28 protein-coding genes are annotated in these 25,759 nt (G+C 54.7%); 24 read left to right on the top strand and 4 right to left on the bottom strand.

Translation table 11 applies throughout. From position 1 onward, the window contains the following. Positions 1-31: 31 nt before the first annotated feature. Complete coding sequence (rne, locus tag ACDO57_RS09215) at positions 32-3,145, bottom strand: ribonuclease E (protein WP_370883873.1); 3,114 nt, start codon at positions 3,143-3,145, stop codon at positions 32-34. Between the two features lie 572 nt (positions 3,146-3,717). Here rne and rluC point away from each other — a divergent pair. Continuing rightward, positions 3,718-4,665, top strand: a complete 948-nt coding sequence (rluC, locus tag ACDO57_RS09210; protein WP_024909023.1) for a 23S rRNA pseudouridine(955/2504/2580) synthase RluC — start codon at positions 3,718-3,720, stop codon at positions 4,663-4,665. Positions 4,666-4,731: 66 nt separating this feature from the next. Here rluC and ACDO57_RS09205 read toward each other — a convergent pair whose 3' ends face one another. Beyond that, positions 4,732-5,316 carry a nucleoside triphosphate pyrophosphatase gene (locus ACDO57_RS09205; RefSeq protein WP_370883872.1) on the bottom strand — a complete coding sequence of 195 codons (585 nt, stop codon included), beginning with the start codon at positions 5,314-5,316 and terminating at the stop codon, positions 4,732-4,734. Between the two features lie 140 nt (positions 5,317-5,456). Between ACDO57_RS09205 and yceD the strand changes: the two genes are divergently transcribed. The 22 genes from yceD (at position 5,457) to ACDO57_RS09095 (ending at position 24,118) form a co-directional block, all read left to right on the top strand. Continuing rightward, positions 5,457-5,978, top strand: a complete 522-nt coding sequence (yceD, locus tag ACDO57_RS09200) for a 23S rRNA accumulation protein YceD (protein ID WP_014883375.1) — start codon at positions 5,457-5,459, stop codon at positions 5,976-5,978. A 16-nt stretch (positions 5,979-5,994) separates the two neighbouring features. Next, entirely contained in the window at positions 5,995-6,168 is a 174-nt protein-coding gene (gene rpmF, locus ACDO57_RS09195; RefSeq protein WP_003857964.1) for a 50S ribosomal protein L32, read from the top strand. 80 nt (positions 6,169-6,248) lie between these two features. Then, on the top strand, positions 6,249-7,283 hold the full coding sequence (gene plsX, locus ACDO57_RS09190) for a phosphate acyltransferase PlsX (protein ID WP_024909025.1): 1,035 nt from the start codon (positions 6,249-6,251) through the stop codon (positions 7,281-7,283). A 6-nt stretch (positions 7,284-7,289) separates the two neighbouring features. Then, positions 7,290-8,243: a beta-ketoacyl-ACP synthase III gene (locus ACDO57_RS09185; RefSeq protein ID WP_008500797.1), complete on the top strand. Its 954-nt coding sequence runs from the start codon at positions 7,290-7,292 to the stop codon at positions 8,241-8,243. A gap of 15 nt (positions 8,244-8,258) precedes the next feature. Further along, positions 8,259-9,188, top strand: coding sequence for an ACP S-malonyltransferase (gene fabD / locus ACDO57_RS09180; protein ID WP_024909026.1), 930 nt, complete (start codon positions 8,259-8,261; stop codon positions 9,186-9,188). Between the two features lie 12 nt (positions 9,189-9,200). After that, positions 9,201-9,935, top strand: coding sequence for a 3-oxoacyl-ACP reductase FabG (fabG, locus tag ACDO57_RS09175; RefSeq protein WP_008500795.1), 735 nt, complete (start codon positions 9,201-9,203; stop codon positions 9,933-9,935). 154 nt (positions 9,936-10,089) lie between these two features. After that, entirely contained in the window at positions 10,090-10,326 is a 237-nt protein-coding gene (acpP, locus tag ACDO57_RS09170; protein ID WP_003857954.1) for an acyl carrier protein, read from the top strand. A 91-nt stretch (positions 10,327-10,417) separates the two neighbouring features. After that, positions 10,418-11,659 carry a beta-ketoacyl-ACP synthase II gene (gene fabF, locus ACDO57_RS09165; RefSeq protein WP_024909028.1) on the top strand — a complete coding sequence of 414 codons (1,242 nt, stop codon included), beginning with the start codon at positions 10,418-10,420 and terminating at the stop codon, positions 11,657-11,659. Between the two features lie 120 nt (positions 11,660-11,779). Then, on the top strand, positions 11,780-12,589 hold the full coding sequence (gene pabC, locus ACDO57_RS09160) for an aminodeoxychorismate lyase (RefSeq protein ID WP_370883871.1): 810 nt from the start codon (positions 11,780-11,782) through the stop codon (positions 12,587-12,589). Between the two features lie 2 nt (positions 12,590-12,591). Continuing rightward, positions 12,592-13,614 (top strand): cell division protein YceG, encoded by a 1,023-nt coding sequence (gene yceG, locus ACDO57_RS09155; protein WP_032650855.1) that lies wholly within the window; start codon positions 12,592-12,594, stop codon positions 13,612-13,614. Continuing rightward, positions 13,604-14,245: a dTMP kinase gene (gene tmk, locus ACDO57_RS09150; RefSeq protein WP_063144628.1), complete on the top strand. Its 642-nt coding sequence runs from the start codon at positions 13,604-13,606 to the stop codon at positions 14,243-14,245. The genes yceG and tmk overlap by 11 nt, the downstream gene beginning before the upstream one ends. Then, positions 14,242-15,246: a DNA polymerase III subunit delta' gene (gene holB / locus ACDO57_RS09145; RefSeq protein WP_090417355.1), complete on the top strand. Its 1,005-nt coding sequence runs from the start codon at positions 14,242-14,244 to the stop codon at positions 15,244-15,246. Before tmk ends, holB begins: the two co-directional genes overlap by 4 nt. A 10-nt stretch (positions 15,247-15,256) precedes the next feature. Beyond that, positions 15,257-16,051 (top strand): metal-dependent hydrolase, encoded by a 795-nt coding sequence (locus tag ACDO57_RS09140; protein ID WP_370883870.1) that lies wholly within the window; start codon positions 15,257-15,259, stop codon positions 16,049-16,051. 297 nt (positions 16,052-16,348) lie between these two features. After that, a complete protein-coding gene (ptsG, locus tag ACDO57_RS09135) occupies positions 16,349-17,782 on the top strand; it encodes a PTS glucose transporter subunit IIBC (protein ID WP_023311158.1) in 1,434 nt (477 codons plus the stop codon). Positions 17,783-18,029: 247 nt separating this feature from the next. Further along, positions 18,030-18,389: a purine nucleoside phosphoramidase gene (gene hinT / locus ACDO57_RS09130; protein WP_006809243.1), complete on the top strand. Its 360-nt coding sequence runs from the start codon at positions 18,030-18,032 to the stop codon at positions 18,387-18,389. Between the two features lies 1 nt (position 18,390). Further along, complete coding sequence (locus ACDO57_RS09125) at positions 18,391-18,765, top strand: YcfL family protein (protein ID WP_024909034.1); 375 nt, start codon at positions 18,391-18,393, stop codon at positions 18,763-18,765. Between the two features lie 10 nt (positions 18,766-18,775). Beyond that, a complete protein-coding gene (gene lpoB / locus ACDO57_RS09120; protein WP_024909035.1) occupies positions 18,776-19,423 on the top strand; it encodes a penicillin-binding protein activator LpoB in 648 nt (215 codons plus the stop codon). Next, positions 19,404-20,228, top strand: coding sequence for a thiamine kinase (gene thiK, locus ACDO57_RS09115; RefSeq protein ID WP_370883869.1), 825 nt, complete (start codon positions 19,404-19,406; stop codon positions 20,226-20,228). Before lpoB ends, thiK begins: the two co-directional genes overlap by 20 nt. Positions 20,229-20,239: 11 nt before the next feature. After that, positions 20,240-21,265 carry a beta-N-acetylhexosaminidase gene (nagZ, locus tag ACDO57_RS09110; protein ID WP_370884126.1) on the top strand — a complete coding sequence of 342 codons (1,026 nt, stop codon included), beginning with the start codon at positions 20,240-20,242 and terminating at the stop codon, positions 21,263-21,265. A gap of 34 nt (positions 21,266-21,299) precedes the next feature. After that, positions 21,300-21,842 (top strand): alpha/beta hydrolase YcfP, encoded by a 543-nt coding sequence (gene ycfP / locus ACDO57_RS09105; protein WP_008500781.1) that lies wholly within the window; start codon positions 21,300-21,302, stop codon positions 21,840-21,842. A gap of 238 nt (positions 21,843-22,080) precedes the next feature. Next, the gene (locus ACDO57_RS09100) at positions 22,081-23,385 is read left to right on the top strand and encodes an NAD(P)/FAD-dependent oxidoreductase (protein WP_024909038.1); all 1,305 of its coding nucleotides are present in this window, start codon (positions 22,081-22,083) and stop codon (positions 23,383-23,385) included. A gap of 193 nt (positions 23,386-23,578) precedes the next feature. Next, positions 23,579-24,118, top strand: a complete 540-nt coding sequence (locus tag ACDO57_RS09095; RefSeq protein WP_008500779.1) for a glycine zipper 2TM domain-containing protein — start codon at positions 23,579-23,581, stop codon at positions 24,116-24,118. Positions 24,119-24,177: 59 nt separating this feature from the next. Here the strand turns inward: ACDO57_RS09095 and ACDO57_RS09090 are convergent, their stop codons facing one another. After that, positions 24,178-24,813, bottom strand: coding sequence for a TetR/AcrR family transcriptional regulator (locus ACDO57_RS09090; RefSeq protein WP_024909039.1), 636 nt, complete (start codon positions 24,811-24,813; stop codon positions 24,178-24,180). A gap of 243 nt (positions 24,814-25,056) precedes the next feature. On the opposite strand from ACDO57_RS09090, the gene bhsA reads away from it, so the two are divergent. After that, positions 25,057-25,314: a multiple stress resistance protein BhsA gene (gene bhsA, locus ACDO57_RS09085; protein ID WP_008500777.1), complete on the top strand. Its 258-nt coding sequence runs from the start codon at positions 25,057-25,059 to the stop codon at positions 25,312-25,314. Positions 25,315-25,329: 15 nt separating this feature from the next. Here the strand turns inward: bhsA and ACDO57_RS09080 are convergent, their stop codons facing one another. Further along, positions 25,330-25,575 (bottom strand): hypothetical protein, encoded by a 246-nt coding sequence (locus ACDO57_RS09080; RefSeq protein ID WP_155267945.1) that lies wholly within the window; start codon positions 25,573-25,575, stop codon positions 25,330-25,332. Positions 25,576-25,759: the final 184 nt, after the last annotated feature.

Below are 25,759 nucleotides of genomic sequence, written 5' to 3'. Positions count from 1 at the left end.
CCCTAAGGTCGGCTTTTTACTTTCAGCGTCGTTATTCGACAGACTGCGGGCGCGTTGCCGGTGCAGTCGCCTGATGCGTTGCACTGTGGCCGCCAGCAGCGCCTTTACCGTCGAAGCTGAACGCCGGACGAACCCAGTCGCTGTGACGCGGAGCTTCTGGCACGTAATCCGGCGCCGGAGCGCGGGTCATCGGTGCTGTCGCCACGTGGGCAGCGGCTGGCGCAGAGACAACCGGTTCAGGTTTCACTTCAGGCGCTTTCGGTTCTTCAACAACCGGTTCAACCTCAATCTCAACGTCCTGAACGACTTCTTCAGTGGTGGTTTCGACGGTGGCTTCAGCGGTGTCTTCCACTGCGGCTACAGGTTCAGCCTCTTCAGCAACTTCCTCAGCCACCACGACATCTTCTTCAGCAATAAGCTGCGGTGCGGCATCAACCGGCGCGGCAATTACTTCCGGATGAGTGGTTTCGACTTCAACTGCCTGAGGTGCTTCCGTTTCAACAACCTGAGGTTCAACCACGGTTGCCGCTTCAGTCACAACGTCTTCTACCGCTGCCGCAGGTGCAATCACCACTTCGGTTACAGGCTGCTCTTCAACAACCTGCTCCGGGCGAGCAACAGGGTAGCGGATCCAGACTTTGCCGGAAGCCATTTCTGGCGAAGCACAGGCAATGGTCAGCGGCATTGGCGACTGAGTTGGGTAACGCTCGTCACGATAGCGACGACGGCGCTGGCCGCTGACGCGCAGATGACGTGGGGAACGGCGTGAACGGCGCGGCATTCCGGCGTTATCACGGTTTTCACCGTTTTCATCCTGCTCAACGTTGTTTTCAACGACCGCTGGCAGATCAACTTTCGCCAGCTGCGTGCCGGTTGCGTTCTCGCGGGTTTCAACTGCGACAACGGTTGACTCTTCGGTTGCTTCTGAGGCGAAGCGGACTTTCTGAGCAAGCTGGCGCTGCTTACGGCGCGGCATAACCTGAGTACGTTCTTCCTGCTCGCCGTCCTGCTGTTCAACAGGCTCTTCGCGGTTCAGGTTTTTGACTTCCTGCTGTGCCTGACGCTTCTCGTCGTTACGGCGACGGTTGCGTTCACGGCGCGGCTGCTGGTCGTCACGCTGTTTGCTCTTCTCAGACTCATCGCCCGCCTGCTGGCGAATTTCACGATCTTCAACATTCTGCTGCTGTTTCTCGCGACGGTTGCGACGGTTGTCTTCGCGTTGCTCACGACCTTCGTTATTTTCAGAACGGTTGTCGCGGTTGTCACGACGCTCGCTGCGGTCATTACGATCGCTACGGTCGTTACGATCGCGGCGGTTGTTCTGACGCTTACGGCGGTCCTGCTGGCGTTCAGGCTTGGCCGCTTTTGGCTCTTCCTTCGGCTGTTCTGGCTGAGCTTCTTCTTCAGCAAACATCTTCTTCAGCGCGCCAAAGAAGCGGCTCAGCAGACCCGGCTGCGCCGGCTGGGCTTTCGCTGCTGCTGGTTTCTGCGCTTCAGGTTTAGCCACAGGTTTTTCCAGGGCCGCTTCCGGTGGGGCTTCTGGCATGATAAAGGTCGCTAACGCAGGCTGCTCAGGCAGTTTGCGCTCGGCTGGCTCTTCATCGGAAGGCAGGGCCATCTCTTCTTCGTGCAGCTTCGGCAGCAGGTAGCTGAGCGTGGACGTCTCTTCACCTTTACGGACACGCAGCACGTGATAGTGCGGAGTTTCCATCTGGTCGTTTGGCACGATGATGCAGCGAACGCCACCCTGACGCGCTTCAATAGCACTTACCGCAGCTCGTTTTTCGTTCAGCAGGTAGGAGGCAATTGGCACAGGAACAATCGCGTGCACCTCTTTGGTATTCTCTTTCAGCGCTTCTTCTTCAATCAGACGCAGAATAGAGAGGGACAGCGATTCGTTATCACGCACGGTACCGGTGCCGGAGCAGCGCGGGCAAACGTGATGGCTGGACTCACCCAGCGACGGGCTCAGGCGCTGACGGGACATCTCCAGCAGGCCAAAGCGTGAGATATGGCTAATCTGGATACGCGCCCTGTCCTGACGCACCGCTTCGCGAAGACGGTTTTCTACCGCACGCTGGTGGCGAACAGGGGTCATGTCGATGAAGTCGATAACAATCAGACCACCCAGGTCGCGCAGGCGGAGCTGGCGGGCGATTTCATCAGCGGCTTCAAGGTTGGTGTTGAAGGCGGTCTCTTCGATATCGCCGCCGCGAGTTGCACGCGCGGAGTTGATGTCGATAGCGGTCAGCGCTTCAGTGGTATCGATAACGATAGAACCGCCGGACGGCAGACGCACTTCACGCTGGAAGGCGGATTCAATCTGGGATTCGATCTGATAGTGGCTGAACAGCGGGATTTCACCGGTGTACAGTTTAATTTTGCTGGTGAAATCCGGACGACCCAGCGCGGCGATGTGCTGGCGCGCCAGTTCAAGCACTTTCGGGTTATCGATCAGAATCTCACCGATGTCCTGACGCAGATAGTCACGGAAGGCACGCACGATCACGTTGCTTTCCTGGTGGATCAGGAACGGAGCAGGGCGGCTTTCCGCTGCTTTCTGGATGGCTTCCCAGTGCTTCAGACGGAAGCTCAGGTCCCATTGCAGCGCTTCGGCTGATTTGCCCACGCCCGCGGTACGCACGATAAGACCCATGCCATCAGGCAGTTCGAGGCTTGCCAGCGCTTCTTTCAGCTCGGTACGGTCATCACCTTCGATACGGCGAGAGATGCCACCCGCACGCGGGTTGTTAGGCATCAACACCAGATAGCTCCCTGCCAGGCTGATAAAGGTGGTCAGTGCGGCACCTTTGTTGCCACGCTCTTCTTTATCAATCTGAACGATAACTTCCTGACCTTCACGCAGAACATCTTTGATGTTTGGTCGGCCATGGGCGTTGTAGTTTGCAGGGAAATATTCGCGGGCGATTTCTTTCAGGGGGAGGAAACCATGACGCTCAGCACCGTAATCGACAAATGCAGCTTCAAGGCTTGGTTCAATGCGGGTGATTTTACCTTTGTAAATGTTCGCTTTTTTCTGTTCGTGTCCAGGACTTTCGATATCCAGATCGTACAGGCGCTGCCCATCCACAAGGGCGACACGCAACTCTTCTTGCTGAGTTGCGTTGATTAACATTCTTTTCATCGTAACTTACTCGTTATTCTTACATTGACGACAAAGCTGCGGGCAAGGTGACGCTTTCCGGGGTATGAACCGATGGCCTCGTGTCTGTTCACGTCGCCAACCTCACGGTTGTCGCTCGCTTAAGAGGCGCAGAGTGTCGGTTGCCTGTATTTCATACGGAAACACAGCGCAATTATCAGGGGAATTGCCTGGGTAGAACTCTCCAGAGAACAATCCTTATACCGGGAAGTACTGCAACCCGCAGCCCGCTAACTGCCTGAAAGATCAATACGTCTTACGCCATTGCTGCGTGGATGATCGGTCAGACAAAATTGGTCATTCCGTCAACATCCTTACTTAACCAGGATTTAACACGGAAAACAGCCTCATTATTCCACTGCTCGCCGGGTTATAGCAAGATGACTTTTACCAATTATCACCCGGTTACTCACAGTTTCTTCACTTCAGAATGGCGATTGGTTTAATAACCACCAAATCGGTTGCGCGAAACGGGAAGCAGGCCGGATAAAAGTAAATATAAGCATAGAAAAATGAGTGGCGCTAATGGCTGACGATATTTAGAATCGCCACCCATGAAAACAGAGACTCCAGCCGTAAAAATGGTTGCCATCGCCGAAGATGACGCGGGGCAACGTATCGATAACTTTTTGCGCACCCAGTTGAAAGGTGTGCCAAAGAGTATGATTTATCGCATCCTGCGTAAGGGCGAGGTGCGGGTTAACAAAAAACGCGTGAAGCCCGAGTACAAACTCGAAGCCGGTGACGAAGTGCGTATTCCGCCGGTCCGCGTTGCGGAACGTGAAGAAGAGACCGTTTCACCAAAGCTGCAGAAAGTGGCGGCCCTGAGCGATGTCATCCTTTACGAAGATGACCACATTCTGGTGCTCAATAAACCGTCAGGAACGGCAGTCCATGGCGGTAGCGGTCTGAGCTTCGGCGTGATTGAAGGGCTGCGTGCCCTGCGCCCGGAAGCGCGCTTCCTTGAGCTGGTACACCGTCTTGACCGTGACACTTCAGGCGTACTGCTGGTGGCGAAAAAGCGTTCCGCGCTGCGTTCGCTGCATGAACAGCTGCGTGAAAAAGGGATGCAGAAAGACTATCTGGCGCTGGTGCGCGGTCAGTGGCAGTCCCATGTAAAAGTGGTGCAGGCGCCGCTGCTGAAGAACATTCTGCAAAGCGGTGAACGTATTGTCCGCGTGAGCCAGGAAGGGAAACCGTCTGAGACGCGCTTTAAGGTTGAAGAGCGCTATGAGTTTGCCACGCTGGTGCGCTGCAGTCCGGTGACCGGTCGTACCCACCAGATCCGCGTGCATACGCAGTTTGCAGGGCACCCCATCGCCTTTGATGACCGCTATGGCGACCGCGAGTTTGATAAGCAACTGGCGGGGACGGGACTGTCGCGTCTGTTCCTGCATGCGGCAGCGCTGAAGTTTACCCATCCGAATACCGGTGAAGTCATCCGTATTGAAGCGCCGCTGGATGAGCAGTTGAAACGCTGTCTTAAGGTTCTGCGCGGCTGATTTTGCTTTCCTCCCTCTCCCTGTGGGAGAGGGCCGGGGTGAGGGCATCAGGCCGCAGCGTCCCAGTCACATGGTCAGCGGATTACACTCTTCTCGTCTTAACATCTGACACAAGGCAATCAGCGGTAACCCCACCAGCGTGTTGGGATCGCGACCGTCCAGCTTGTCGAACAGCGCAATCCCCAATCCTTCACTTTTAAAGCTCCCCGCACAGTTCAGCGGACGTTCCCGACGCACATAATCCACAATCTCTTGCTCGCTGAGATGGCGGAAGTGTACGTCGAACGGTTCACACTCCGTTTGCAGATGATCGGTGGCGGAGTTATAGAGCGCCAGGCCCGTATAAAAGGTCACGATAGTGCCTCGCGCGCGCAGAAGCTGCTGGCAGGCGTTCTCCTCCGTATGGGGCTTGCCGGTGATTTCGCCGTCCAGCACGCAAACCTGATCGGAGCCTATAATCAAATGCGAAGGATAGCGTGCGGCCAGCGACTGCGCTTTCTCTTTAGCAAGACGCGTTACCAGATGACGCGGTGACTCGCCCGGCTGTGGCGTCTCATCAACCTCTGGCGCGGCGCATTCAAACGGGATCCCGAGCTTTTCCAGCAGCATTCGGCGGTAGGGAGACGTGGAAGCAAGGACGAGATTTGGCATATTTTTATCACCAGATATAGCGTATCGATGCCAGCCATTTTAAACTACAGGCCGCAATGTGTGCGAATAATTGGCAAAAGGCAGCTCTGGTTGCCTTTTTCTTTGACTCTATGACGTTACAAAGTTAATATGCGCGCCCTATGCAAAAGGTAAAATTACCCCTGACTCTTGATCCGGTTCGTACGGCTCAAAAACGCCTCGATTACGAAGGTATCTATACTTCCGATCAGGCTGAGCGTATTGCCGAATCCGTAGTCAGTGTGGACAGTGATGTAGAATGCTCCATGTCGTTCGCTATCGACAACCAGCGTCTCGCCGTTTTAACCGGTGATGCAAAGGTGACGGTAACGCTCGAGTGTCAGCGTTGCGGGAAACCGTTTGTACAGCATGTTCACACAACGTATTGTTTCAGTCCGGTTCGTTCTGACGAACAGGCTGAAGCACTCCCGGAAGCGTATGAGCCGATTGAGGTTAACGAATTCGGTGAAATCGATCTTCTGGCTCTGGTTGAAGATGAAATCATCCTCACCTTGCCAGTGGTTCCGGTGCATGATTCTGAACACTGTGAAGTGTCCGAGGCGGACATGGTCTTTGGGGAACTGCCTGATGAAGCGCAAAAACCAAACCCATTTGCCGTATTAGCCAGCTTAAAGCGTAAGTAATTGAGGAGTAAGGTCCATGGCCGTACAACAGAATAAACCAACCCGTTCCAAACGTGGCATGCGTCGTTCCCATGACGCGCTGACTGCAGTTACCAGCCTGTCTGTAGACAAGACTTCTGGTGAGAAACACCTGCGTCACCACATCACCGCTGACGGTTTCTACCGCGGCCGCAAGGTTATCACTAAGTAATCACGCGCAAGCGTGATTAGGCTTAGTGAGGATTTCCCCGTGCAAACGGGGAATTTACCGAACCAGGCTGCGACGATACCTTGACACGTCTAACCCTGGCGTTAGATGTCATGGGGGGAGATTTTGGCCCTTCCGTGACAGTGCCTGCAGCATTGCAGGCACTGAATTCTAATTCGCAACTCACACTTCTTTTAGTCGGCAATCCCGACGCAATCACGCCATTACTCGCAAAAGCTGACTTTGAACAACGTTCGCGTCTGCAGATTATTCCTGCGCAGTCAGTTATTGCCAGTGATGCCCGACCTTCGCAGGCTATTCGCAATAGTCGTGGCAGCTCTATGCGGGTAGCGCTGGAGCTGGTGAAAGAAGGGCGAGCTCAGGCTTGCGTCAGCGCGGGGAATACCGGCGCGCTGATGGGGCTGTCGAAATTACTGCTCAAACCTATTGAAGGTATTGAGCGTCCGGCGCTGGTGACGGTGTTACCGCATCAGCAGAAGGGCAAGACGGTGGTGCTCGATTTGGGCGCTAACGTCGACTGTGATAGTACTATGCTGGCTCAGTTTGCCGTGATGGGATCGGTGCTGGCAGAAGAAGTCGTCGGGATCAACACTCCCCGTGTTGCGTTACTGAACATTGGTGAAGAAGAGACCAAAGGCCTGGACAGCATTCGCGAAGCGGCTGAATTGCTCAAACAGGTTCCCTCCATCAACTATATTGGTTATCTCGAAGCCAATGAGTTGTTGACGGGGAAAACGGATGTTCTGGTGTGCGATGGCTTCACCGGAAACGTAACGTTGAAGACCATGGAAGGGGTCGTGCGCATGTTTCTTTCTCTGCTGAAATCTCAGGGAGAAGGCAAAAAAAGCGCCTGGTGGCTGATTTTATTGAAGCGTTGGTTACAAAAGAGCCTGACGCGGCGATTCAGTCACCTCAACCCCGACCAGTATAATGGCGCCTGTCTGTTAGGATTGCGCGGCATCGTGATTAAGAGTCATGGCGCCGCCAATCAGCGAGCATTTGCTGTCGCGATTGAACAGGCAGTGCAGGCGGTGCAGCGACAAGTCCCTCAGCGGATTGCCGCTCGCCTGGAATCTGTATTAGCTAAAAGTGACTGAGCGTACATGTATACGAAGATTTTAGGTACCGGCAGCTACCTGCCAAAACAGGTGCGTACCAACGCCGATCTGGAAAAAATGGTAGATACGTCTGACGAGTGGATTGTCACGCGCACAGGTATCCGTGAACGTCGTATTGCCGCGCCAGACGAAACCGTGTCGACCATGGGTTACGAAGCCGCACAGCGTGCTATCGAAATGGCGGGCATTGATAAAGAACAGATTGGTTTGATCGTGGTCGCCACGACGTCTGCCACGCACGCTTTCCCAAGCGCGGCGTGCCAGGTGCAAAACATGCTCGGCATTAAAGGCTGTCCGGCGTTTGACGTCGCTGCCGCGTGCGCAGGTTTCACCTATGCGCTGAGCGTTGCCGATCAGTACGTGAAATCCGGTGCCGTTAAATATGCGCTGGTGATCGGTGCTGATGTGCTGGCGCGCACCTGCGATCCTACCGATCGTGGAACGATCATTATTTTTGGTGATGGTGCGGGCGCGGTGCTGCTGGGGCAGTCCGAAGAGCCGGGTATCATCTCGACGCATCTGCATGCTGATGGCAGCTACGGCGAACTGTTGACCCTGCCTAACGCCGATCGCGTTAATCCGGACAACTCGATTTACCTGACGATGGCAGGGAACGAGGTGTTCAAGGTGGCGGTGACTGAGCTTGCGCACATCGTTGATGAAACGCTGGAAGCGAATAACCTTGAACGCTCCGCGCTCGACTGGCTGGTGCCGCATCAGGCGAACCTGCGTATCATCAGCGCGACCGCGAAAAAGCTGGGCATGTCGATGGATAACGTTGTGGTGACGCTGGATCGTCATGGCAACACCTCTGCGGCGTCGGTACCGTGCGCATTTGATGAAGCGGTACGCGATGGACGAATCAAACGGGGCCAGCTGGTCTTGCTTGAAGCCTTCGGTGGCGGGTTCACCTGGGGTTCCGCGCTGGTTCGTTTCTAGGATAAGGAATAAAAAATGACGCAATTTGCTTTTGTGTTCCCGGGCCAGGGCTCTCAAACCGTTGGGATGTTGTCTGAAATGGCAGCAACCTATCCGGTCATTGAAGAGACTTTCCGTGAAGCTTCTGATGCACTGGGTTATGATTTATGGGCGCTGACCCAGCAGGGGCCGGCCGAAGAGCTGAACAAAACCTGGCAGACCCAGCCCGCGCTGCTGACCGCGTCCGTTGCGCTGTGGCGTGTCTGGCAGCAGCAGGGCGGTAAAGCCCCCGCGCTGCTCGCGGGTCACAGCCTGGGCGAATACTCTGCGCTGGTGTGTGCCGGTGTGATCGCGTTTGCTGACGCGGTACGTCTGGTGGAACTGCGCGGCAAATTCATGCAGGAAGCGGTGCCGGAAGGCACGGGCGGTATGTCTGCCATCATCGGTCTGGATGATGCTGCAATTGCAAAAGCATGTGAAGAATCTGCTGAAGGCCAGGTGGTCTCTCCGGTTAACTTCAACTCGCCGGGCCAGGTGGTTATTGCCGGCCATAAAGAAGCGGTTGAACGTGCAGGTGCGGCCTGTAAAGCTGCGGGTGCTAAACGTGCGCTGCCGCTGCCGGTCAGCGTGCCCTCTCACTGTGCGCTGATGAAGCCTGCCGCCGAGAAGCTGGCGGTTGAGCTGGAAAAAATTACGTTTAACGCACCGACGATTTCCGTTGTGAACAACGTCGATGTGAAATGCGAAACCACGCCGGAAGCTATCCGTGATGCACTGGTTCGCCAGCTCTACAGCCCGGTACAGTGGACCAAAACCGTTGAGTTTATGGCCTCTCAGGGCGTTGAGCATCTGTATGAAGTCGGCCCAGGTAAGGTCCTCACCGGTCTGACAAAACGTATTGTTGACACCCTGACAGCCTCGGCGATTAACGAGCCGGAAGCGATGTCAGCGGCACTCTCGCAATAAAAGAGGAATACCATGAGTTTTGAAGGAAAAATCGCCCTGGTCACTGGCGCAAGCCGCGGTATCGGGCGTGCAATTGCTGAAACACTGGTTGCGCGCGGCGCGAAGGTGATTGGTACAGCAACCAGCGAGAATGGCGCTCAGGCCATCAGCGAGTATCTGGGTGCAAACGGTAAAGGTCTGGTACTGAATGTGACTGAACCTGCATCTATCGAATCTGTTCTGGAAAATATTCGCGCAGAGTTTGGCGAAGTGGATATTCTGGTAAACAATGCCGGGATCACTCGCGATAACCTGTTAATGCGAATGAAAGACGACGAGTGGAACGATATCATCGAAACCAACCTGTCATCTGTATTCCGTCTGTCAAAAGCGGTAATGCGCGCTATGATGAAAAAGCGTCATGGTCGTATTATCACTGTCGGTTCTGTGGTTGGTACCATGGGAAATGCTGGTCAGGCTAACTACGCTGCGGCGAAAGCAGGTCTGATTGGTTTCAGTAAGTCGCTGGCGCGTGAAGTTGCGTCCCGCGGTATTACGGTAAACGTTGTTGCTCCGGGCTTTATTGAAACGGACATGACGCGTGCGCTGACTGATGAGCAGCGTGCGGGTACGCTGGCGGCAGTTCCGGCGGGTCGTCTTGGCGACCCTAAAGAAATCGCCAGTGCGGTTGCATTTTTAGCCTCTGACGAAGCGGGTTACATCACTGGTGAGACCCTCCACGTCAACGGCGGGATGTATATGGTTTAACCACGATGAAAAATATTTGCGTTATTAGGGCGAATGGCCTCAAAATAACGTAAAATCGTGGTACGAACTGCCGGGATTTAGTTGCAAATTTTTCAACATTTTATACACTACGAAAACCATCGCGAAAGCGAGTTTTGATAGGAAATTTAAGAGTATGAGCACTATCGAAGAACGCGTTAAGAAAATTATCGGCGAACAGCTGGGCGTTAAGCAGGAAGAAGTTGTGAACTCCGCTTCCTTCGTTGAAGACCTGGGCGCAGATTCTCTTGACACCGTTGAGCTGGTAATGGCTCTGGAAGAAGAGTTTGATACTGAGATTCCGGACGAAGAAGCTGAGAAGATCACCACCGTTCAGGCTGCCATTGATTACATCAACGGTCACCAGGCGTAAGTGAACATCTCCAGGCGGTCATTCGACCGCCTGAGTTTTATCTTTTTTAGTCCCACGAATCTCTTTTTTTATCCCTCCCTGGAGGACAAACGTGTCTAAGCGTCGTGTAGTTGTGACCGGACTTGGCATGTTGTCTCCTGTCGGCAATACCGTAGAGTCCACCTGGAAAGCTCTCCTTGCCGGTCAGAGCGGCATCAGCCTAATCGACCATTTCGATACTAGCGCCTATGCAACGAAATTTGCTGGCTTAGTAAAGGATTTTAACTGTGAAGAGATCATCTCGCGTAAAGAACAGCGCAAGATGGATGCCTTCATTCAATATGGAATTGTCGCTGGCGTTCAGGCCATGCAGGATTCTGGCCTTGTGATTACGGAAGAGAACGCAACCCGTATCGGCGCCGCTATCGGCTCCGGGATTGGCGGTCTTGGCCTGATCGAGGAAAACCATACATCTCTGATGAATGGCGGCCCGCGTAAGATCAGCCCGTTCTTCGTTCCGTCCACGATTGTTAACATGGTGGCAGGTCACCTGACCATCATGTTTGGCCTGCGTGGGCCAAGCATTTCTATCGCCACCGCCTGTACGTCTGGCGTACATAACATCGGCCAGGCCGCGCGCATTATTGCGTACGGCGATGCAGATGCTATGGTTGCGGGCGGTGCTGAAAAAGCCAGTACCCCGCTGGGTGTTGGCGGTTTCGGTGCGGCGCGTGCGCTGTCTACCCGTAATGATAACCCGCAGGCGGCGAGCCGTCCGTGGGATAAAGACCGTGACGGCTTCGTGCTGGGCGACGGGGCGGGCATGATCGTACTGGAAGAGTACGAACACGCGAAAAAACGCGGTGCGAAAATTTATGCTGAAATCGTTGGTTTCGGCATGAGCAGCGATGCTTATCACATGACGTCTCCTCCTGAGAACGGCGCGGGTGCTGCGCTGGCGATGGAAAACGCGATCCGTGATGCGGGTATTACCCCAGCACAAATTGGCTACGTGAACGCGCACGGCACCTCTACGCCAGCAGGCGATAAAGCGGAAGCTCAGGCGGTTAAGTCTATCTTCGGCGAATCTGCCAGCCGCGTAATGGTGAGCTCCACGAAATCCATGACCGGTCACCTGTTGGGTGCGGCGGGTGCAGTAGAGTCAATCTACTCCATCCTTGCGCTGCGCGATCAGGCTGTTCCACCAACCATCAACCTGGATAACCCGGATGAAGGTTGCGATCTGGACTTCGTTCCTCACGAAGCGCGTCAGGTTAGCGGTATGGAGTACACCCTGTGTAACTCCTTCGGCTTCGGCGGCACCAACGGTTCTCTGATCTTCAAAAAGATCTGATCCTGACGTCCCGATAGCTTTTAAAAAGGTCCGCTTGCCGGGCCTTTTTTATTAAGCCTAATCTTCTTGTCGGCTGCATGACATCCTGCCAGACTAAATGCCCACGCATAAGGAGCCACCATGTTTTTAATCAATGGCCTTGAGCAGGACACGCTGCCTGCCAGCGACAGGGCGATACAGTTCGGTGATGGTTGCTTTACAACGGCGCGCATTCTGGATGGTCATGTTTGCCATCTGGAGGCGCACATTCGACGTCTGCAGCATGGCTGTGAAAAGTTAATGATCCCCTTTACGCACTGGGACACATTGCGCCAGGAAATGTGCCAGCTGGCAACCGGGAAGGACACCGGCGTACTCAAGGTCATCATCAGCCGCGGCAGTGGTGGCCGGGGTTACAGCGCCGCATCGTGTATCAACCCAACGCGTATTCTCTCCGTTTCTGCTTATCCTGCGCATTATTCTCGCTGGCGAGAGGACGGCGTCACGCTGACGCTGAGCCCGGTTCGACTGGGACGGAACCCGATGCTGGCCGGGATTAAGCATCTCAATCGCCTCGAGCAGGTGCTCATTCGTACTCATCTTGAACAGACGGACGCCGATGAGGCGCTGGTTCTTGACAGCGAAGGGTTCATTACGGAATGCTGTGCGGCTAATTTACTCTGGCGGCAGGGGGGAGAGGTGTTCACTCCGTCGCTGGAACACGCTGGCGTAAATGGGTTAATGCGTCAGTTTTGTCTGCAACAGCTGGCACGCTCTGGCTATCGCGTTGTCGAAGTTAGCGCAGGAGAAGCCGCGTTACAGACTGCAGATGAAGTCATCATCTGCAATGCGCTGATGGCTGTTGTACCCGTCCGTGCGTATGGCCAACAACGCTGGTCTTCGCGCGAGCTGTTTCAGTTTTTAGCCCCGATATGTGAGCAAACCAGATAGTCATGAAAAAAATGTTGCGCTTTGTCCTTATCCTCATCGTTGCGCTGGGCGTCGCTGGCGGAGCTGGCGTATGGAAAGTTCGCCAGCTGGCTGACAGCAAGATCCTGGTTAAAGACGAAACGATCTTTACCCTGAAAGCGGGAACCGGCCGCCAGGCGCTTGGGGAACAGCTCTATGGCGACAAGATTATCAATCGTCCACGGGTATTCCAGTGGTTATTGCGCGTGGAGCCTGAGCTGTCACATTTCAAAGCCGGTACCTATCGCTTTACGCCGGGAATGACCGTCAGAGAGATGCTGCAGCTGCTGGAAAGCGGCAAGGAAGCCCAGTTCCCCCTGCGATTTGTGGAAGGGATGCGTCTGAGCGATTACCTCAAACAGCTGCGCGATGCCCCGTATATTAAGCATACCCTGAAGGATGACAGCTATCAGACGGTGGCAGACGTGCTCAAGTTTGAGCATCCTGAGTGGGTGGAAGGCTGGTTCTGGCCGGATACCTGGATGTATACCGCAGGCACGACTGATGTGGCGATTCTTAAGCGGGCGCACAAAAAAATGGTCGCCGCCGTGGATGCCGCCTGGGAAGGGCGAATGGACGGGCTGCCGTATAAAGATCAAAACCAGTTTGTCACCATGGCTTCAATTATCGAGAAAGAGACTGCCGTTGCCGCCGAGCGCGATCGGGTGGCGTCAGTATTTATCAACCGTCTGCGCATCGGCATGCGTCTGCAAACCGACCCTACCGTTATCTACGGCATGGGCGAGAGCTATGCCGGCAAGATCTCAAGAAAAGATCTGGAGACGCCAACGGCGTATAATACCTACGTGATTAGCGGATTACCGCCAGGTCCGATTGCCACGCCGAGCGAAGCGTCGCTTAAAGCCGCCGCGCATCCGGCAAAAACACCGTATCTCTATTTTGTGGCTGATGGAAAAGGGGGACACACCTTTAACACCAACCTTGCCAGCCACAATCGCTCTGTTCAGGACTATCTGAAGGCACTTAAGGAAAAAAATGCGCAGTAAATACATTGTCATTGAGGGACTCGAAGGGGCGGGTAAAACTACCGCCCGCAACGTGGTGGTGGATACGCTAAAAGCGCTGGGCGTGGCGGACATGGTATTTACCCGCGAGCCGGGCGGCACGCAGCTGGCTGAAAAGCTGCGCAGCCTGGTGCTGGATATTAAATCCGTCGGTGACGAAGTTATCACTGACAAAGCCGAAGTGCTGATGTTCTACGCGGCGCGCGTTCAGCTGGTTGAGACGGTTATCAAACCTGCCCTGGCCGACGGCAAGTGGGTGATCGGTGACCGTCACGATCTGTCGACTCAGGCGTATCAGGGCGGAGGACGTGGTATCGACCAGACCATGCTGGCCACGCTGCGTAATGCCGTACTGGGGGATTTTCGCCCCGACCTGACGCTCTATCTGGATGTGACCCCGGAAGTGGGCCTCAAGCGTGCCCGCGCGCGCGGCGAGCTGGACCGCATTGAACAAGAGTCGTTTGATTTCTTTAACCGCACCCGTGCGCGCTATCTTGAACTTGCCGCACAGGACAGCTCAATTTGTACCATCGATGCGACGCAGTCCCTGGACGACGTCACGCGTGACATTCAGCATACCATTACGCAGTGGGTGCAGGAGCAGCAGGCATGAAATGGTATCCATGGTTGCGCCCACACTTTGAACAGCTGATCGGCAGCTATCAGGCGGGTCGGGGGCATCATGCGTTACTGATTCAGGCATTGCCAGGGATGGGTGATGATGCGTTGATTTATGCCATCACCCGTTTTCTGATGTGTCAGCAGCCGGAAGGGCACAAGAGCTGTGGTAAATGCCGTGGCTGTCAACTGATGCAGGCGGGCACGCATCCTGACTACTACACCCTCGAGCCTGAGAAGGGCAAAAGCGCGCTCGGTATTGATGCCGTGCGGGAAGTCAGTGAAAAATTGTACGAGCACGCGCGACTGGGCGGCGCTAAAGTGGTCTGGCTCAAAGACGCCACACAGCTTACCGAGGCGGCGGCTAACGCCCTGCTGAAAACCCTGGAAGAGCCGCCGGTTAAAACGTGGTTTTTCCTCTCGTGTCGTGACCCGGGACGATTACTGGCGACGCTGCGCAGCCGCTGTCGTCTTCATCACCTGGCGGTGCCCCAGGAATCGTGGGCGCTGAGCTGGCTTGAGCGCGAGGTGACAACGTCACCTGAGAGTGCGCTGACCGCCTTGCGCCTGAGCAGCGGCGCGCCCGCGGCGGCGCTGGCATTACTGCAGCCTGACGTATGGTCAGAGCGAGAAACGCTCTGCCGGGCTGTTGAAACGGCACTGAATAACCACGACTGGCTAAGCGTATTGCCTGCGCTTAACAGCGATCGGGCCGTTGAGCGTCTGCACTGGCTGGCCTCGTTGCTGCTGGATGCACTCAAAACTCAGCAAGGGGCAACGCTGCTGACCAACCCGGATGCGTGGTCGCTGGTGAATACGCTGGCGAACCGCCTCTCAGGGACGATTCTTCATGCGATGCTTCATGAAATTTGCCAGAGCCGAGAACAGCTTTTAACCGTGACGGGCCTTAATCGCGAGCTTTTACTGACCGACCAGTTACTGCGTATCGAACATTACCTGCAACCCGGCGTCACACCGCCGGTTTCCCATCTCTGAGAGAGACATTATGTTTTTAGTCGACTCACACTGCCATCTTGATGGCCTGGATTATCAATCCCTGCATAAAAACGTGGATGACGTGCTGGCAAAAGCCGCTGCCCGCGATGTGAAATTCTGTCTTGCGGTGGCAACCACGCTGCCGGGCTACCGCTCCATGCGTGAGCTGGTGGGCGTTCGCGATAACGTGGTGTTCTCCTGCGGCGTGCATCCGCTGAATCAGGACGAGGCGTACGACGTTGAGGATCTGCGCCAACTGGCAGCAGAAGAGGGCGTGGTGGCGATGGGGGAAACCGGGCTGGACTATTTTTACACGCCGGAAACCAAACCGCGTCAGCAGGAGTCCTTCCGCAACCATATTCGCATTGGCCGGGAGCTGAACAAGCCGGTTATCGTCCACACCCGCGACGCGCGTGCGGATACCCTGGCGATCCTCCGGGAAGAAAACGTGACGGATTGCGGTGGCGTACTACACTGTTTCACAGAAGACAGTGAAACGGCGGGTAAGCTGCTTGATTTGGGGTTTTATATCTCGTTTTCGGGGATCGTGACGTTCCGTAACGCTGAGCAACTGCGTGATGCTGCACGTTATGTTCCGCTCGATCGCATTCTGGTGGAGACCGATTCTCCGTATCTCGCACCGGTACCGCATCGCGGTAAAGAGAACCAGCCCGCTATGACGAGAGATGTGGCTGAGTACATGGCCGTACTGAAGGGCGTCAGCATTGATGAGCTGGCCCGCGTGACGACGGAAAACTTCTCCACGCTGTTCCATATCGACCCCGCCCGCCTGCAATCTGTCTGATACACCTGTTTTTTTTAGGCTCGTAATTAATAAGTAAAGCGAGTAAAGTTCACCGCCTCATTTGGGGCGGTGAGGGTGTTTTTAGACACATCCGGACATGCTTTTTGTAAATAACTGAAAGTTTTTCGACCGCCTTAAGCTGAAACGTGATAGCCGTCAAACAAACTCAGAGGGAATTATTTTACTCTGTGTAATAAATAAAGGGCGCTTAGATGTCCTGTCCACGGCACGGTACTCCCCCCGGGCCAATGCGTGAAAGCGTAAAAAAAGCACAAATACTCAGGAGCACTCTCAATTATGTTTAAGAATGCATTTGCTAACCTGCAAAAGGTCGGTAAATCGCTGATGCTGCCAGTATCCGTACTGCCTATTGCAGGTATCCTGCTGGGTGTCGGTTCTGCTAACTTCAGCTGGCTGCCAGCCGTAGTGTCCCACGTGATGGCCGAAGCAGGCGGTTCTGTCTTTGCTAACATGCCGCTGATCTTCGCGATCGGTGTGGCTCTGGGCTTCACCAATAACGACGGCGTTTCTGCGCTGGCTGCAGTGGTTGCCTACGGCATCATGGTGAAAACCATGGCTGTGGTTGCGCCGCTGGTTCTGCATTTACCGGCAGAAGAGATTGCCGCGAAACACCTGGCGGACACCGGTGTTCTGGGCGGTATCATCTCCGGTGCGATTGCAGCGTATATGTTCAACCGCTTCTATCGCATCAAGCTGCCTGAGTATCTGGGCTTCTTCGCGGGCAAGCGTTTCGTGCCGATCATCTCTGGTCTGGCAGCGATTTTCACTGGCGTGATCCTGTCCTTCATCTGGCCACCAATCGGCTCCGCTATCCAGACCTTCTCTCAGTGGGCTGCTTACCAGAACCCGGTTGTGGCGTTTGGTATCTACGGCTTCATCGAGCGTTGCCTGGTGCCATTCGGTCTGCACCACATCTGGAACGTTCCATTCCAGATGCAGATTGGTGAATTCACCAACGCAGCAGGCCAGGTATTCCACGGCGATATCCCACGTTACATGGCGGGTGACCCAACTGCAGGTAAACTGTCTGGTGGCTTCCTGTTCAAAATGTACGGTCTGCCAGCAGCGGCGATTGCTATCTGGCACTCTGCGAAGCCAGAGAACCGTGCAAAAGTGGGCGGTATCATGATCTCCGCAGCGTTGACCTCGTTCCTGACCGGTATCACCGAGCCGATCGAGTTCTCCTTCATGTTCGTTGCGCCGATCCTGTACGTTATCCACGCGATTCTGGCGGGCCTGGCGTTCCCAATCTGTATTCTGCTGGGTATGCGTGACGGTACGTCCTTCTCTCACGGCCTGATCGACTTCATCGTTCTGTCCGGTAACAGCAGCAAACTGTGGCTGTTCCCAATCGTCGGTGCGTGCTACGCCGTTGTGTACTACACCATCTTCCGCGTGCTGATTAAAGCACTGGACCTGAAAACCCCAGGCCGTGAAGATGCGACAGAAGACAGCAAAGCTGGCGCGACCAGCGAAATGGCTCCTGCACTGGTTGCCGCGTTCGGTGGTAAAGAGAACATCACTAACCTGGACGCGTGCATCACTCGTCTGCGTGTGAGCGTTGCCGACGTCGCGAAAGTAGACCAGCCGGGTCTGAAAAAACTGGGCGCAGCGGGCGTAGTTGTTGCAGGTTCTGGTGTACAGGCAATCTTCGGTACCAAATCCGATAACCTGAAAACCGAAATGGATGAGTACATCCGCAGCAACTAAGTTGTGACCTGGGGAGACTAAGGCAGCCGAATGGCTGCCTTTTTTATTTGTGTCGTAAAAAACGCCACTGAGACGCGCAAGCGGTCACTCTTCACTCAGCTGATGAACATTCAGGAAAGAAATCGAGGGAGGAGGTTGAAAGGACAGGAGAAACTCGCTCATACTCTTGAATTGTGTCACACACCGATCCTGGGAGTGTGTTTACAGCGGACGCATTGCGCCAGATTAAACAAAAAAGGAAAAGGTCATGGCTGAAGAAACGATTTTCAGTAAAATTATCCGTCGCGAAATTCCGTCGGATATCGTCTATCAGGATGAACTGGTGACGGCTTTCCGGGACATTTCCCCTCAGGCCCCGACGCACATCCTTATCATTCCCAATATTCTGATTCCGACTGTAAACGACGTAAAAACCGAGCATGAAGTGGCGTTAGGTCGTATGCTGACGGTGGCCGCGAAAATCGCTGAACAGGAAGGGATTGCAGAAGACGGTTACCGTCTGATCATGAACTGCAATCGTCATGGTGGCCAGGAAGTGTATCATATTCACATGCATCTGCTGGGTGGACGTCCTCTGGGGCCGATGCTGGCACATAAAGGTCTTTGACATGCGTAAAGGGCGTATTGCAGCGCTGGTAGTGACGATGATGATTGTGGGGTGCAGCACGCGCCCGGCGATCCCCGTGAACGATGAACAGACGCTGGTCATGGAATCCTCCGTGCTTGCCGCGGGCATCACGGCGCAACAGCCCGCGCTGACCATCAGTGAAATCAACTCATCTGCCTCCTCTACGCTCTTTAATGAAAGACACGAACCCGTGACGGTCCACTACCGTTTTTTCTGGTATGACGTAAGAGGTCTCGAAATGCATCCGCTGGAGGCGCCGCGCAGCGTCACCATTCCGGCCAGGTCGTCGGTAACGCTCTATGGCAGCGCCAACTATCTGGGTGCGCATAAGGTGAGACTTTATCTTTATCTCTGAGGGGTGAACCTTGATTAAAAACTTGAGCCGCTATGCGCTCGTGACAGCTTTCGCGCTGTTCCTGGCGGGGTGTGTGACCCGAACTGAACAGCCTGCGCCTGTGGAAGAGGCGAAACCGGGCACAGAACAGCCAACGCAGCCAACGCAGCCGCAGCCAACCGTGCCGTCCGTACCGTCTATACCGGCGCAGCCTGGCCCGATTGAGCATCCGGATCAGACGTCGCAGCCTGCACCGCGCGTGCGCCACTACGACTGGAATGGGGCAATGCAGCCGATGGTCGGTAAAATGCTGCAGGCGCAGGGCGTGACGGCGGGCAGCGTATTGCTGGTCGACAGCGTCAACAACCGTACCAACGGTTCACTGAACGCGGGCGAAGCGACAGAAACCCTGCGCAATGCTCTGGCTAACAACGGCAAGTTTACGCTGGTCTCGGCTCAGCAGCTCGCGGTAGCCAAACAGCAGCTGGGCCTTTCGCCGCAGGATAGTCTCGGCACACGCAGCAAGGCGATCGGCATTGCCCGTAACGTTGGCGCACAGTATGTGCTTTACTCTAACGCCACCGGTAACGTGAATACCCCAGCCCTGCAGATGCAGCTGATGCTGGTTCAGACAGGCGAAATTATCTGGTCAGGTAAAGGTGCGGTTACGCAACAATGACAGCACGCGTGAAGAGATTCTGACGCGCTATTTTCCTCAGTACCGCCTTATCGCGCCGCAGGCCCACTCCGGGCTTGGCGGCGCGAGTTGCATTATAGCGCAGGGCGAACACCGTCTGGTCTTGCGGCAGAATCACGATCCCTACGCGCCTGCCTCCCATTTTCGTCGTCAGTTTCGTGCCCTGAGACGTCTTCCGTCAGATCTCGTGCCTGCTCCTCGTTTTTTCAGACAGGGCTGGATGGCCGTCGACTATCTGGACGGTGACGTTAAAAGCGCGTTACCGGACACGCCGGCGCTCGCGGCGATGCTGTATCATCTGCACCGGCAGCCACGTCTGGGATGGCGAATAACGTTATACCCGCTGCTGGAACGCTACTGGCAGCAGGCCGCGCCTGACAGACGCACCCCAATGTGGCTGGCACATCTCAAGCGGCTGCGTAAAACGGGCGAGCCGCAGCCGATTCGGCTCGCGCCGCTGCACATGGATGTTCATGCCGGGAATATTGTTCATACGCCAGCGGGCATCAGGCTTATCGACTGGGAGTATGCCGGAGATGGCGATGTGGCGCTGGAGCTGGCGGCAGTCTGGACGGAGAGTGACGCCGCGCGGCAAATACTCATCAGGGACTACGCCCAGGTGGCACATATTGACCCCGAGGCGCTGAGGCGTCAGGTCAGATGCTGGCGACCCTGGGTCGTCATGTTAATGGCTGGCTGGTTTGAAATGCGCTATCGGCAGTCCAGAGACAAACACTTTATTGCGCTGGCAGACGATGCCTGGCGTCAGTTACAAACGAAAGGATAAGAGAGGTGGATGTGGGTCCAGTCATGTTGGATGTAGAAGGGTTTGAGCTGGATGCGGAGGAGCGTGAAATTCTGGCGCATCCGCTGGTGGGTGGCCTGATCCTGTTTACCCGCAACTATCACGATCCGGCGCAGCTGCGTGAGCTGGTGCGTCAGATCCGCGCCGCGTCGCGCAATCATCTGGTGGTCGCCGTCGATCAGGAAGGCGGCCGCGTGCAGCGTTTTCGCGAAGGGTTTACCCGCCTGCCGGCTGCTCAGTCTTTTGCCGCGCTGTTAGGCACGGAAGAGGGGGGGAAACTGGCGCAGGAGGCCGGCTGGCTGATGGCCAGCGAAATGATCGCCATGGATATCGACATCAGTTTTGCCCCGGTTCTGGACGTGGGGCATATCAGCGCCGCCATTGGCGAGCGTTCATACCATGAAGATCCGCGTATTGCGCTGGCCATGGCGACCCGGTTTATCGACGGTATGCACGATGCCGGAATGAAAACCACCGGTAAACACTTCCCGGGCCACGGGGCGGTGACGGCGGATTCACACAAAGAGACGCCGCGCGATCCGCGCCCGGAAGCGGAAATTCGCACCAAAGATATGTCGGTGTTCAGGTCGCTTATCACCGACAACAAGCTGGATGCCATCATGCCTGCGCACGTGATTTACAGCGACGTTGACCCGCGCCCTGCCAGCGGCTCTCCGCACTGGCTAAAAACCGTTCTGCGTCAGGAACTGGGCTTCAATGGCGTGATCTTCTCTGACGATCTGTCGATGGAAGGGGCGGCTATTATGGGCAGCTACGCTGAACGCGGTCAGGCATCTCTGGATGCGGGTTGCGATATGATCCTGGTCTGCAATAATCGTAAAGGTGCCGTGAGCGTGCTGGATAACCTGTCGCCGATCAATGCAGAGCGTGTTACACAATTGTATCATAAAGGTTCATTTAGCCGTCAGGAGCTGATGGATTCGGCGCGCTGGAAGACGGTCAACGCCCGGCTTGAAGACCTGAATGAGCGCTGGCAGGCACATAAAGCCAGCCTGTAAACCCTCCCGGAAGGCGTAGCGTGGTGAGAAGACGATGATCATCTATTTACACGGTTTTGACTCAAACAGTCCTGGTAATCATGAGAAGGTGCTGCAGCTGCAGTTTATCGATCCGGATGTACGGTTGATCAGCTATAGCACGCGCCATCCGAAGCATGATATGCAGCATCTGCTCAAAGAGGTGGACAAGATGTTGCAGCTCAACGTCGACGATCGCCCGCTGATTTGCGGCGTGGGGCTGGGCGGATACTGGGCGGAGCGGATTGGCTTCCTGTGCGACATTCGCCAGGTGGTGTTCAATCCTAACCTGTTCCCGAACGAGAACATGGAAGGCAAAATTGACCGCCCGGAAGAGTATGTCGATATTGCGACCAAGTGCGTCAGCAATTTTCGTGAGAAAAACCGCGACCGCTGCCTGGTGATCCTTTCACGTAATGATGAAGCGCTCAACAGCCATCGGGCAGCAGAACTGCTGCATCATTACTATGAGATCGTCTGGGACGAAGAACAGACCCACAAGTTCAAGAACATCTCCCCGCATCTGCAGCGTATCAAAGCGTTTAAAACGCTGGGTTAATCCCTTATCCGCAGGCATCAAAGCCCGGCCGCGAAAGCGTACCGGGCTTTCTTTTTGACCAGAATTGTCTACTTTTAAGCCATCAAAACTTGATGCATATCAATTTTGGTATGACCAATGCGCCTGACGTGGTATTCTCAATGCACCTGAATGGTTTCAGTGCTGTAACCTGTTGTTAATTAAGGGTTATTTTTATAACTTTTAATTAACAATTGGTTAATAATTTGAGGGGGTCACGTTGACTACGCCATTGAAAAAGATAGTGATTGTAGGCGGTGGTGCTGGCGGGCTGGAGCTGGCTACACAGCTGGGCAAGAAGCTGGGTCGCGGTAAAAAAGCCAAAATTACGCTGGTGGATCGTAACCACAGCCACCTGTGGAAACCGCTGCTGCACGAAGTGGCGACCGGTTCTCTGGACGAGGGCGTGGACGCGCTCAGCTACCTGGCGCACGCGCGCAACCACCATTTCCAGTTCCAGCTGGGCTCGGTGGTGGACATCAACCGTGAAAGCAAAACCATCACCCTGGCAGAGTTGCGCGATGAAAAAGGGGAGCTGCTGGTTCCTGAGCGCAAGCTGCCGTACGACACACTGGTCATGGCGCTGGGCAGTACCTCCAACGACTTCAACACGCCGGGCGTGAAAGAGCACTGTATCTTCCTCGATAACCCGCACCAGGCGCGTCGTTTCCATCAGGAAATGCTGAACCTGTTCCTGAAGTACACCAGCAATATGGGTGCGAACGGTAAGGTGAATATCGCCATTGTCGGCGGTGGTGCGACGGGCGTTGAGCTGTCTGCGGAGCTGCACAATGCAGTGAAACAGCTGCACAGCTACGGTTACAAAGGGTTAACTAACGAAGCGCTGAACGTCACGCTGGTCGAAGCGGGTGAACGTATTCTGCCTGCGCTGCCTCCGCGTATTTCCGGTGCGGCGCACAATGAGCTCACCAAACTGGGCGTGCGGGTGCTGACGCAGACCATGGTGACCAGCGCCGACGAAGGCGGCCTGCACACCAAAGACGGCGAGTATATCAAAGCGGATCTGATGGTCTGGGCGGCAGGTATCAAAGCGCCTGACTTTATGAAAGAGATCGGCGGTCTGGAAACGAACCGCATTAACCAGCTGGTCACCGAGCCAACGCTGCAAACCACGCGTGACCCTGAAATCTTTGCTATCGGTGACTGTGCCTCCTGCGCGCGTCCTGAAGGTGGATTCGTGCCGCCGCGCGCGCAGGCCGCTCACCAGATGGCAAGCCTGGTGCTGCACAACATTCTGGCGCAGTACAAAGGCAAGCCAATGAAGGCCTATGTCTACAAAGACCATGGTTCTCTGGTGTCTCTGTCAAACTTCTCTACCGTCGGCAGCCTGATGGGCAACCTGATGCGCGGCTCAATGATGGTAGAAGGGCGCATTGCCCGCTTCGTGTATATCTCCCTGTACCGCATGCACCAGATTGCGCTGCACGGCTACTTCAAAACCGGGCTGATGATGCTGGTGGGCAGAATCAACCGCGTGATCCGTCCGCGTCTGAAGCTGCACTAATCTTTCACTCCCTCCGGGTCCTCCGGAGGGAGTTTTTAGCATTTCATGCTGTAGATCACAGTTTGAGTGCTTAAGAGTTCTCCTAAATACAATATATCTCCTCTCAACGCCCCTTTTTTGATCCTTTATCTTATTGGCGAAGCCGTGCCTCCATTGCAAAATTGTTACCAATAGCAACAAAGGAGGAAGTCCCGTGAATAAATCAATGTTGGCGGGTATAGGGATTGGCGTCGCGGCTGCGTTAGGTGTGGCTGCCGTTGCCAGTCTCAACGTATTAGATCGCGGCCCGCAGTATGCGCAGGTGGTTTCTGCTACACCGATTAAAGAAACGGTAAAAACGCCTCGTCAGGAGTGCCGTAACGTCTCCGTGACGCACCGTCGTCCGGTGCAGGATGAAAACCGCATTGCCGGTTCTGTTCTGGGCGCGGTAGCGGGTGGCGTGATTGGTCACCAGTTCGGCGGCGGCCGGGGTAAAGATGTGGCGACCGTGGTCGGCGCGCTGGGTGGCGGCTATGCCGGTAACCAGGTACAGGGCGCGATGCAGGATAACGATACTTACACCACGACTCAGCAACGCTGCAAAACCGTCTATGACAAGTCGGAAAAAATGCTGGGCTATGACGTGACGTACAAAATTGGCGATCAGCAGGGCAAAATCCGCATGGATAAAGACCCGGGAACGCAAATTCCACTGGATGGAAATGGCCAGCTGGTTCTGAATAACAAAGTGTAAAAAAGATGTTCTCTGAATTTAGCTCCTCATGCGCTCAGGCTGAGGAGCTTTTTTTTGCTTCAGATTTTCAGTAGCTCAGGCCACAGTCGCAGCGTGGTTTCGCTAATATTCTGCAGTTTTTCCAGCGTAGCCCCTTCACGGGCGCTGATCGACATCCCCTGCAAAATACAGCTCAGGTATTGCGCCAGCAGCTGAGGGTTGCATTGCGCAGGGATTTCACCGCGCTGCTGGCGCTGAGCCAGAAAGGCGCTGAGCGTCTCCTCCTGCATGGCATGCCGCGATTTCACCGTATTGGCAATCTCTTTCGAGGACGCCGCCAGGGTGGCAGAGGTGTTAATCATAAAGCAGCCCGCAGGCGTCTCTTTACTGGTGAAGCAGGTCGCGACGGCGGTGAAATAGTCGCGAAGCGCCTGTTCGACGCTTTTCTCTTCACAAAATAGCTGGGCTTCATGTTTCGCCGCAAAGCGCGAAATGTATCTGTCCAGCACCGCCCTGAACAGCCCCTCTTTATTGGTAAATTCGGCATACAGCGTCGGCGCTTTGGCTCCGGTAGCTTCTACCAGATCGGAAAGCGAGGTTGCTTCATACCCATGTTGCCAGAAGAGAGTCATGGCCTTATCAAGCGCTGCATCCCTGTCAAACACTTTTGGTCGGCCACGGCTTTTCTTCGCACAACTCGTGACGTCGGTTGTCATGTGCCGTTGGTCCTCTGTTGGTTTGGTGAATAACCATTATAAAAATAAACGCAACCCACCACCAGTGCTAATGCTTAAAAATATATTAATCATATCTATATGAAAAATAACAACTTTAAAATTAAGTTAATGGTCGTTATAAAATTATGTTGACGCGTGACCTGGATCACATTTATGATTTACCTATCGATCGTTAACTAAATAGATAACGACCTCCAAATTCATCTGCTAAAGGTAAACATCATGAAAAACGTAAAAACCCTCATCGCTGCTGCTGTCCTGAGTTCACTCTCTTTCGCAAGCTTTGCTGCTGTACAGGTACAGTCCACTCCGGTCGATCAGCATAAAGTCGGGACGATCTCTGCGTCTGCCGGGACTAACCTGGGTTCACTGGAAGATCAGCTGGCGCAAAAAGCGCAAGAGATGGGTGCAAAATCTTACCGCATCACCTCTGTGACCGGTCCTAACACCCTGCACGGCACGGCTGTCATCTACAAATAAGCCGGGCATAAACCCTCATTTATGCCACTGCAATAAAAAACGCCCTGCACATGTGAAGTAATGCCGATCGTTTAAGAACAGTTGAACGATCCTGCCAGTAAGAGACAATCCGGGTTCAGCCCCACTGAACCCGGATTTTTTTACGTCTGACACGATATGGACTTCGTTGCGGATGTTTTCCCATTCGAACTGAATACTTTTTCCCGTTCTCTGGATGCGTCCGGCGAGAGCCGTCAGGTCATAATCTGATGCTTCCGACAACGTAGTGTCCTCCAAATAAGTGGTGGGTATCAAAGTGTCAGATATGAGGAAAAATGTGACTCGCGGCAGGCGAAAAGGCTGTCCTGATTATTCTCCTGAGTTTAAGCAGCGGCTCTTTGCCGCCTCCTGCGAACCCGGGATACCGGAACGGAGTTTATCCTCATATACTGGTGGCAGATAAAAC

This window comes from Enterobacter cloacae complex sp. 2015409 (genome assembly GCF_041365315.1).
Taxonomy (GTDB): domain Bacteria; phylum Pseudomonadota; class Gammaproteobacteria; order Enterobacterales; family Enterobacteriaceae; genus Enterobacter; species Enterobacter pseudoroggenkampii.
This window is presented reverse-complemented; position numbering and strand designations above follow the sequence as displayed.

What these genes read in the sequence shown, in the direction of transcription:
- rne (WP_370883873.1), bottom strand. Translation starts at nt 3,145, where the DNA reads ATGAAAAGAATGTTAATCAACGCAACTCAGCAAGAAGAGTTGCGTGTC.
- rluC (WP_024909023.1), top strand. Translation starts at nt 3,718, where the DNA reads ATGAAAACAGAGACTCCAGCCGTAAAAATGGTTGCCATCGCCGAAGAT.
- ACDO57_RS09205 (WP_370883872.1), bottom strand. Translation starts at nt 5,316, where the DNA reads ATGCCAAATCTCGTCCTTGCTTCCACGTCTCCCTACCGCCGAATGCTG.
- yceD (WP_014883375.1), top strand. Translation starts at nt 5,457, where the DNA reads ATGCAAAAGGTAAAATTACCCCTGACTCTTGATCCGGTTCGTACGGCT.
- rpmF (WP_003857964.1), top strand. Translation starts at nt 5,995, where the DNA reads ATGGCCGTACAACAGAATAAACCAACCCGTTCCAAACGTGGCATGCGT.
- ACDO57_RS09185 (WP_008500797.1), top strand. Translation starts at nt 7,290, where the DNA reads ATGTATACGAAGATTTTAGGTACCGGCAGCTACCTGCCAAAACAGGTG.
- fabD (WP_024909026.1), top strand. Translation starts at nt 8,259, where the DNA reads ATGACGCAATTTGCTTTTGTGTTCCCGGGCCAGGGCTCTCAAACCGTT.
- fabG (WP_008500795.1), top strand. Translation starts at nt 9,201, where the DNA reads ATGAGTTTTGAAGGAAAAATCGCCCTGGTCACTGGCGCAAGCCGCGGT.
- acpP (WP_003857954.1), top strand. Translation starts at nt 10,090, where the DNA reads ATGAGCACTATCGAAGAACGCGTTAAGAAAATTATCGGCGAACAGCTG.
- pabC (WP_370883871.1), top strand. Translation starts at nt 11,780, where the DNA reads ATGTTTTTAATCAATGGCCTTGAGCAGGACACGCTGCCTGCCAGCGAC.
- yceG (WP_032650855.1), top strand. Translation starts at nt 12,592, where the DNA reads ATGAAAAAAATGTTGCGCTTTGTCCTTATCCTCATCGTTGCGCTGGGC.
- tmk (WP_063144628.1), top strand. Translation starts at nt 13,604, where the DNA reads ATGCGCAGTAAATACATTGTCATTGAGGGACTCGAAGGGGCGGGTAAA.
- holB (WP_090417355.1), top strand. Translation starts at nt 14,242, where the DNA reads ATGAAATGGTATCCATGGTTGCGCCCACACTTTGAACAGCTGATCGGC.
- ACDO57_RS09140 (WP_370883870.1), top strand. Translation starts at nt 15,257, where the DNA reads ATGTTTTTAGTCGACTCACACTGCCATCTTGATGGCCTGGATTATCAA.
- ptsG (WP_023311158.1), top strand. Translation starts at nt 16,349, where the DNA reads ATGTTTAAGAATGCATTTGCTAACCTGCAAAAGGTCGGTAAATCGCTG.
- hinT (WP_006809243.1), top strand. Translation starts at nt 18,030, where the DNA reads ATGGCTGAAGAAACGATTTTCAGTAAAATTATCCGTCGCGAAATTCCG.
- ACDO57_RS09125 (WP_024909034.1), top strand. Translation starts at nt 18,391, where the DNA reads ATGCGTAAAGGGCGTATTGCAGCGCTGGTAGTGACGATGATGATTGTG.
- ycfP (WP_008500781.1), top strand. Translation starts at nt 21,300, where the DNA reads ATGATCATCTATTTACACGGTTTTGACTCAAACAGTCCTGGTAATCAT.
- ACDO57_RS09090 (WP_024909039.1), bottom strand. Translation starts at nt 24,813, where the DNA reads ATGACAACCGACGTCACGAGTTGTGCGAAGAAAAGCCGTGGCCGACCA.
- bhsA (WP_008500777.1), top strand. Translation starts at nt 25,057, where the DNA reads ATGAAAAACGTAAAAACCCTCATCGCTGCTGCTGTCCTGAGTTCACTC.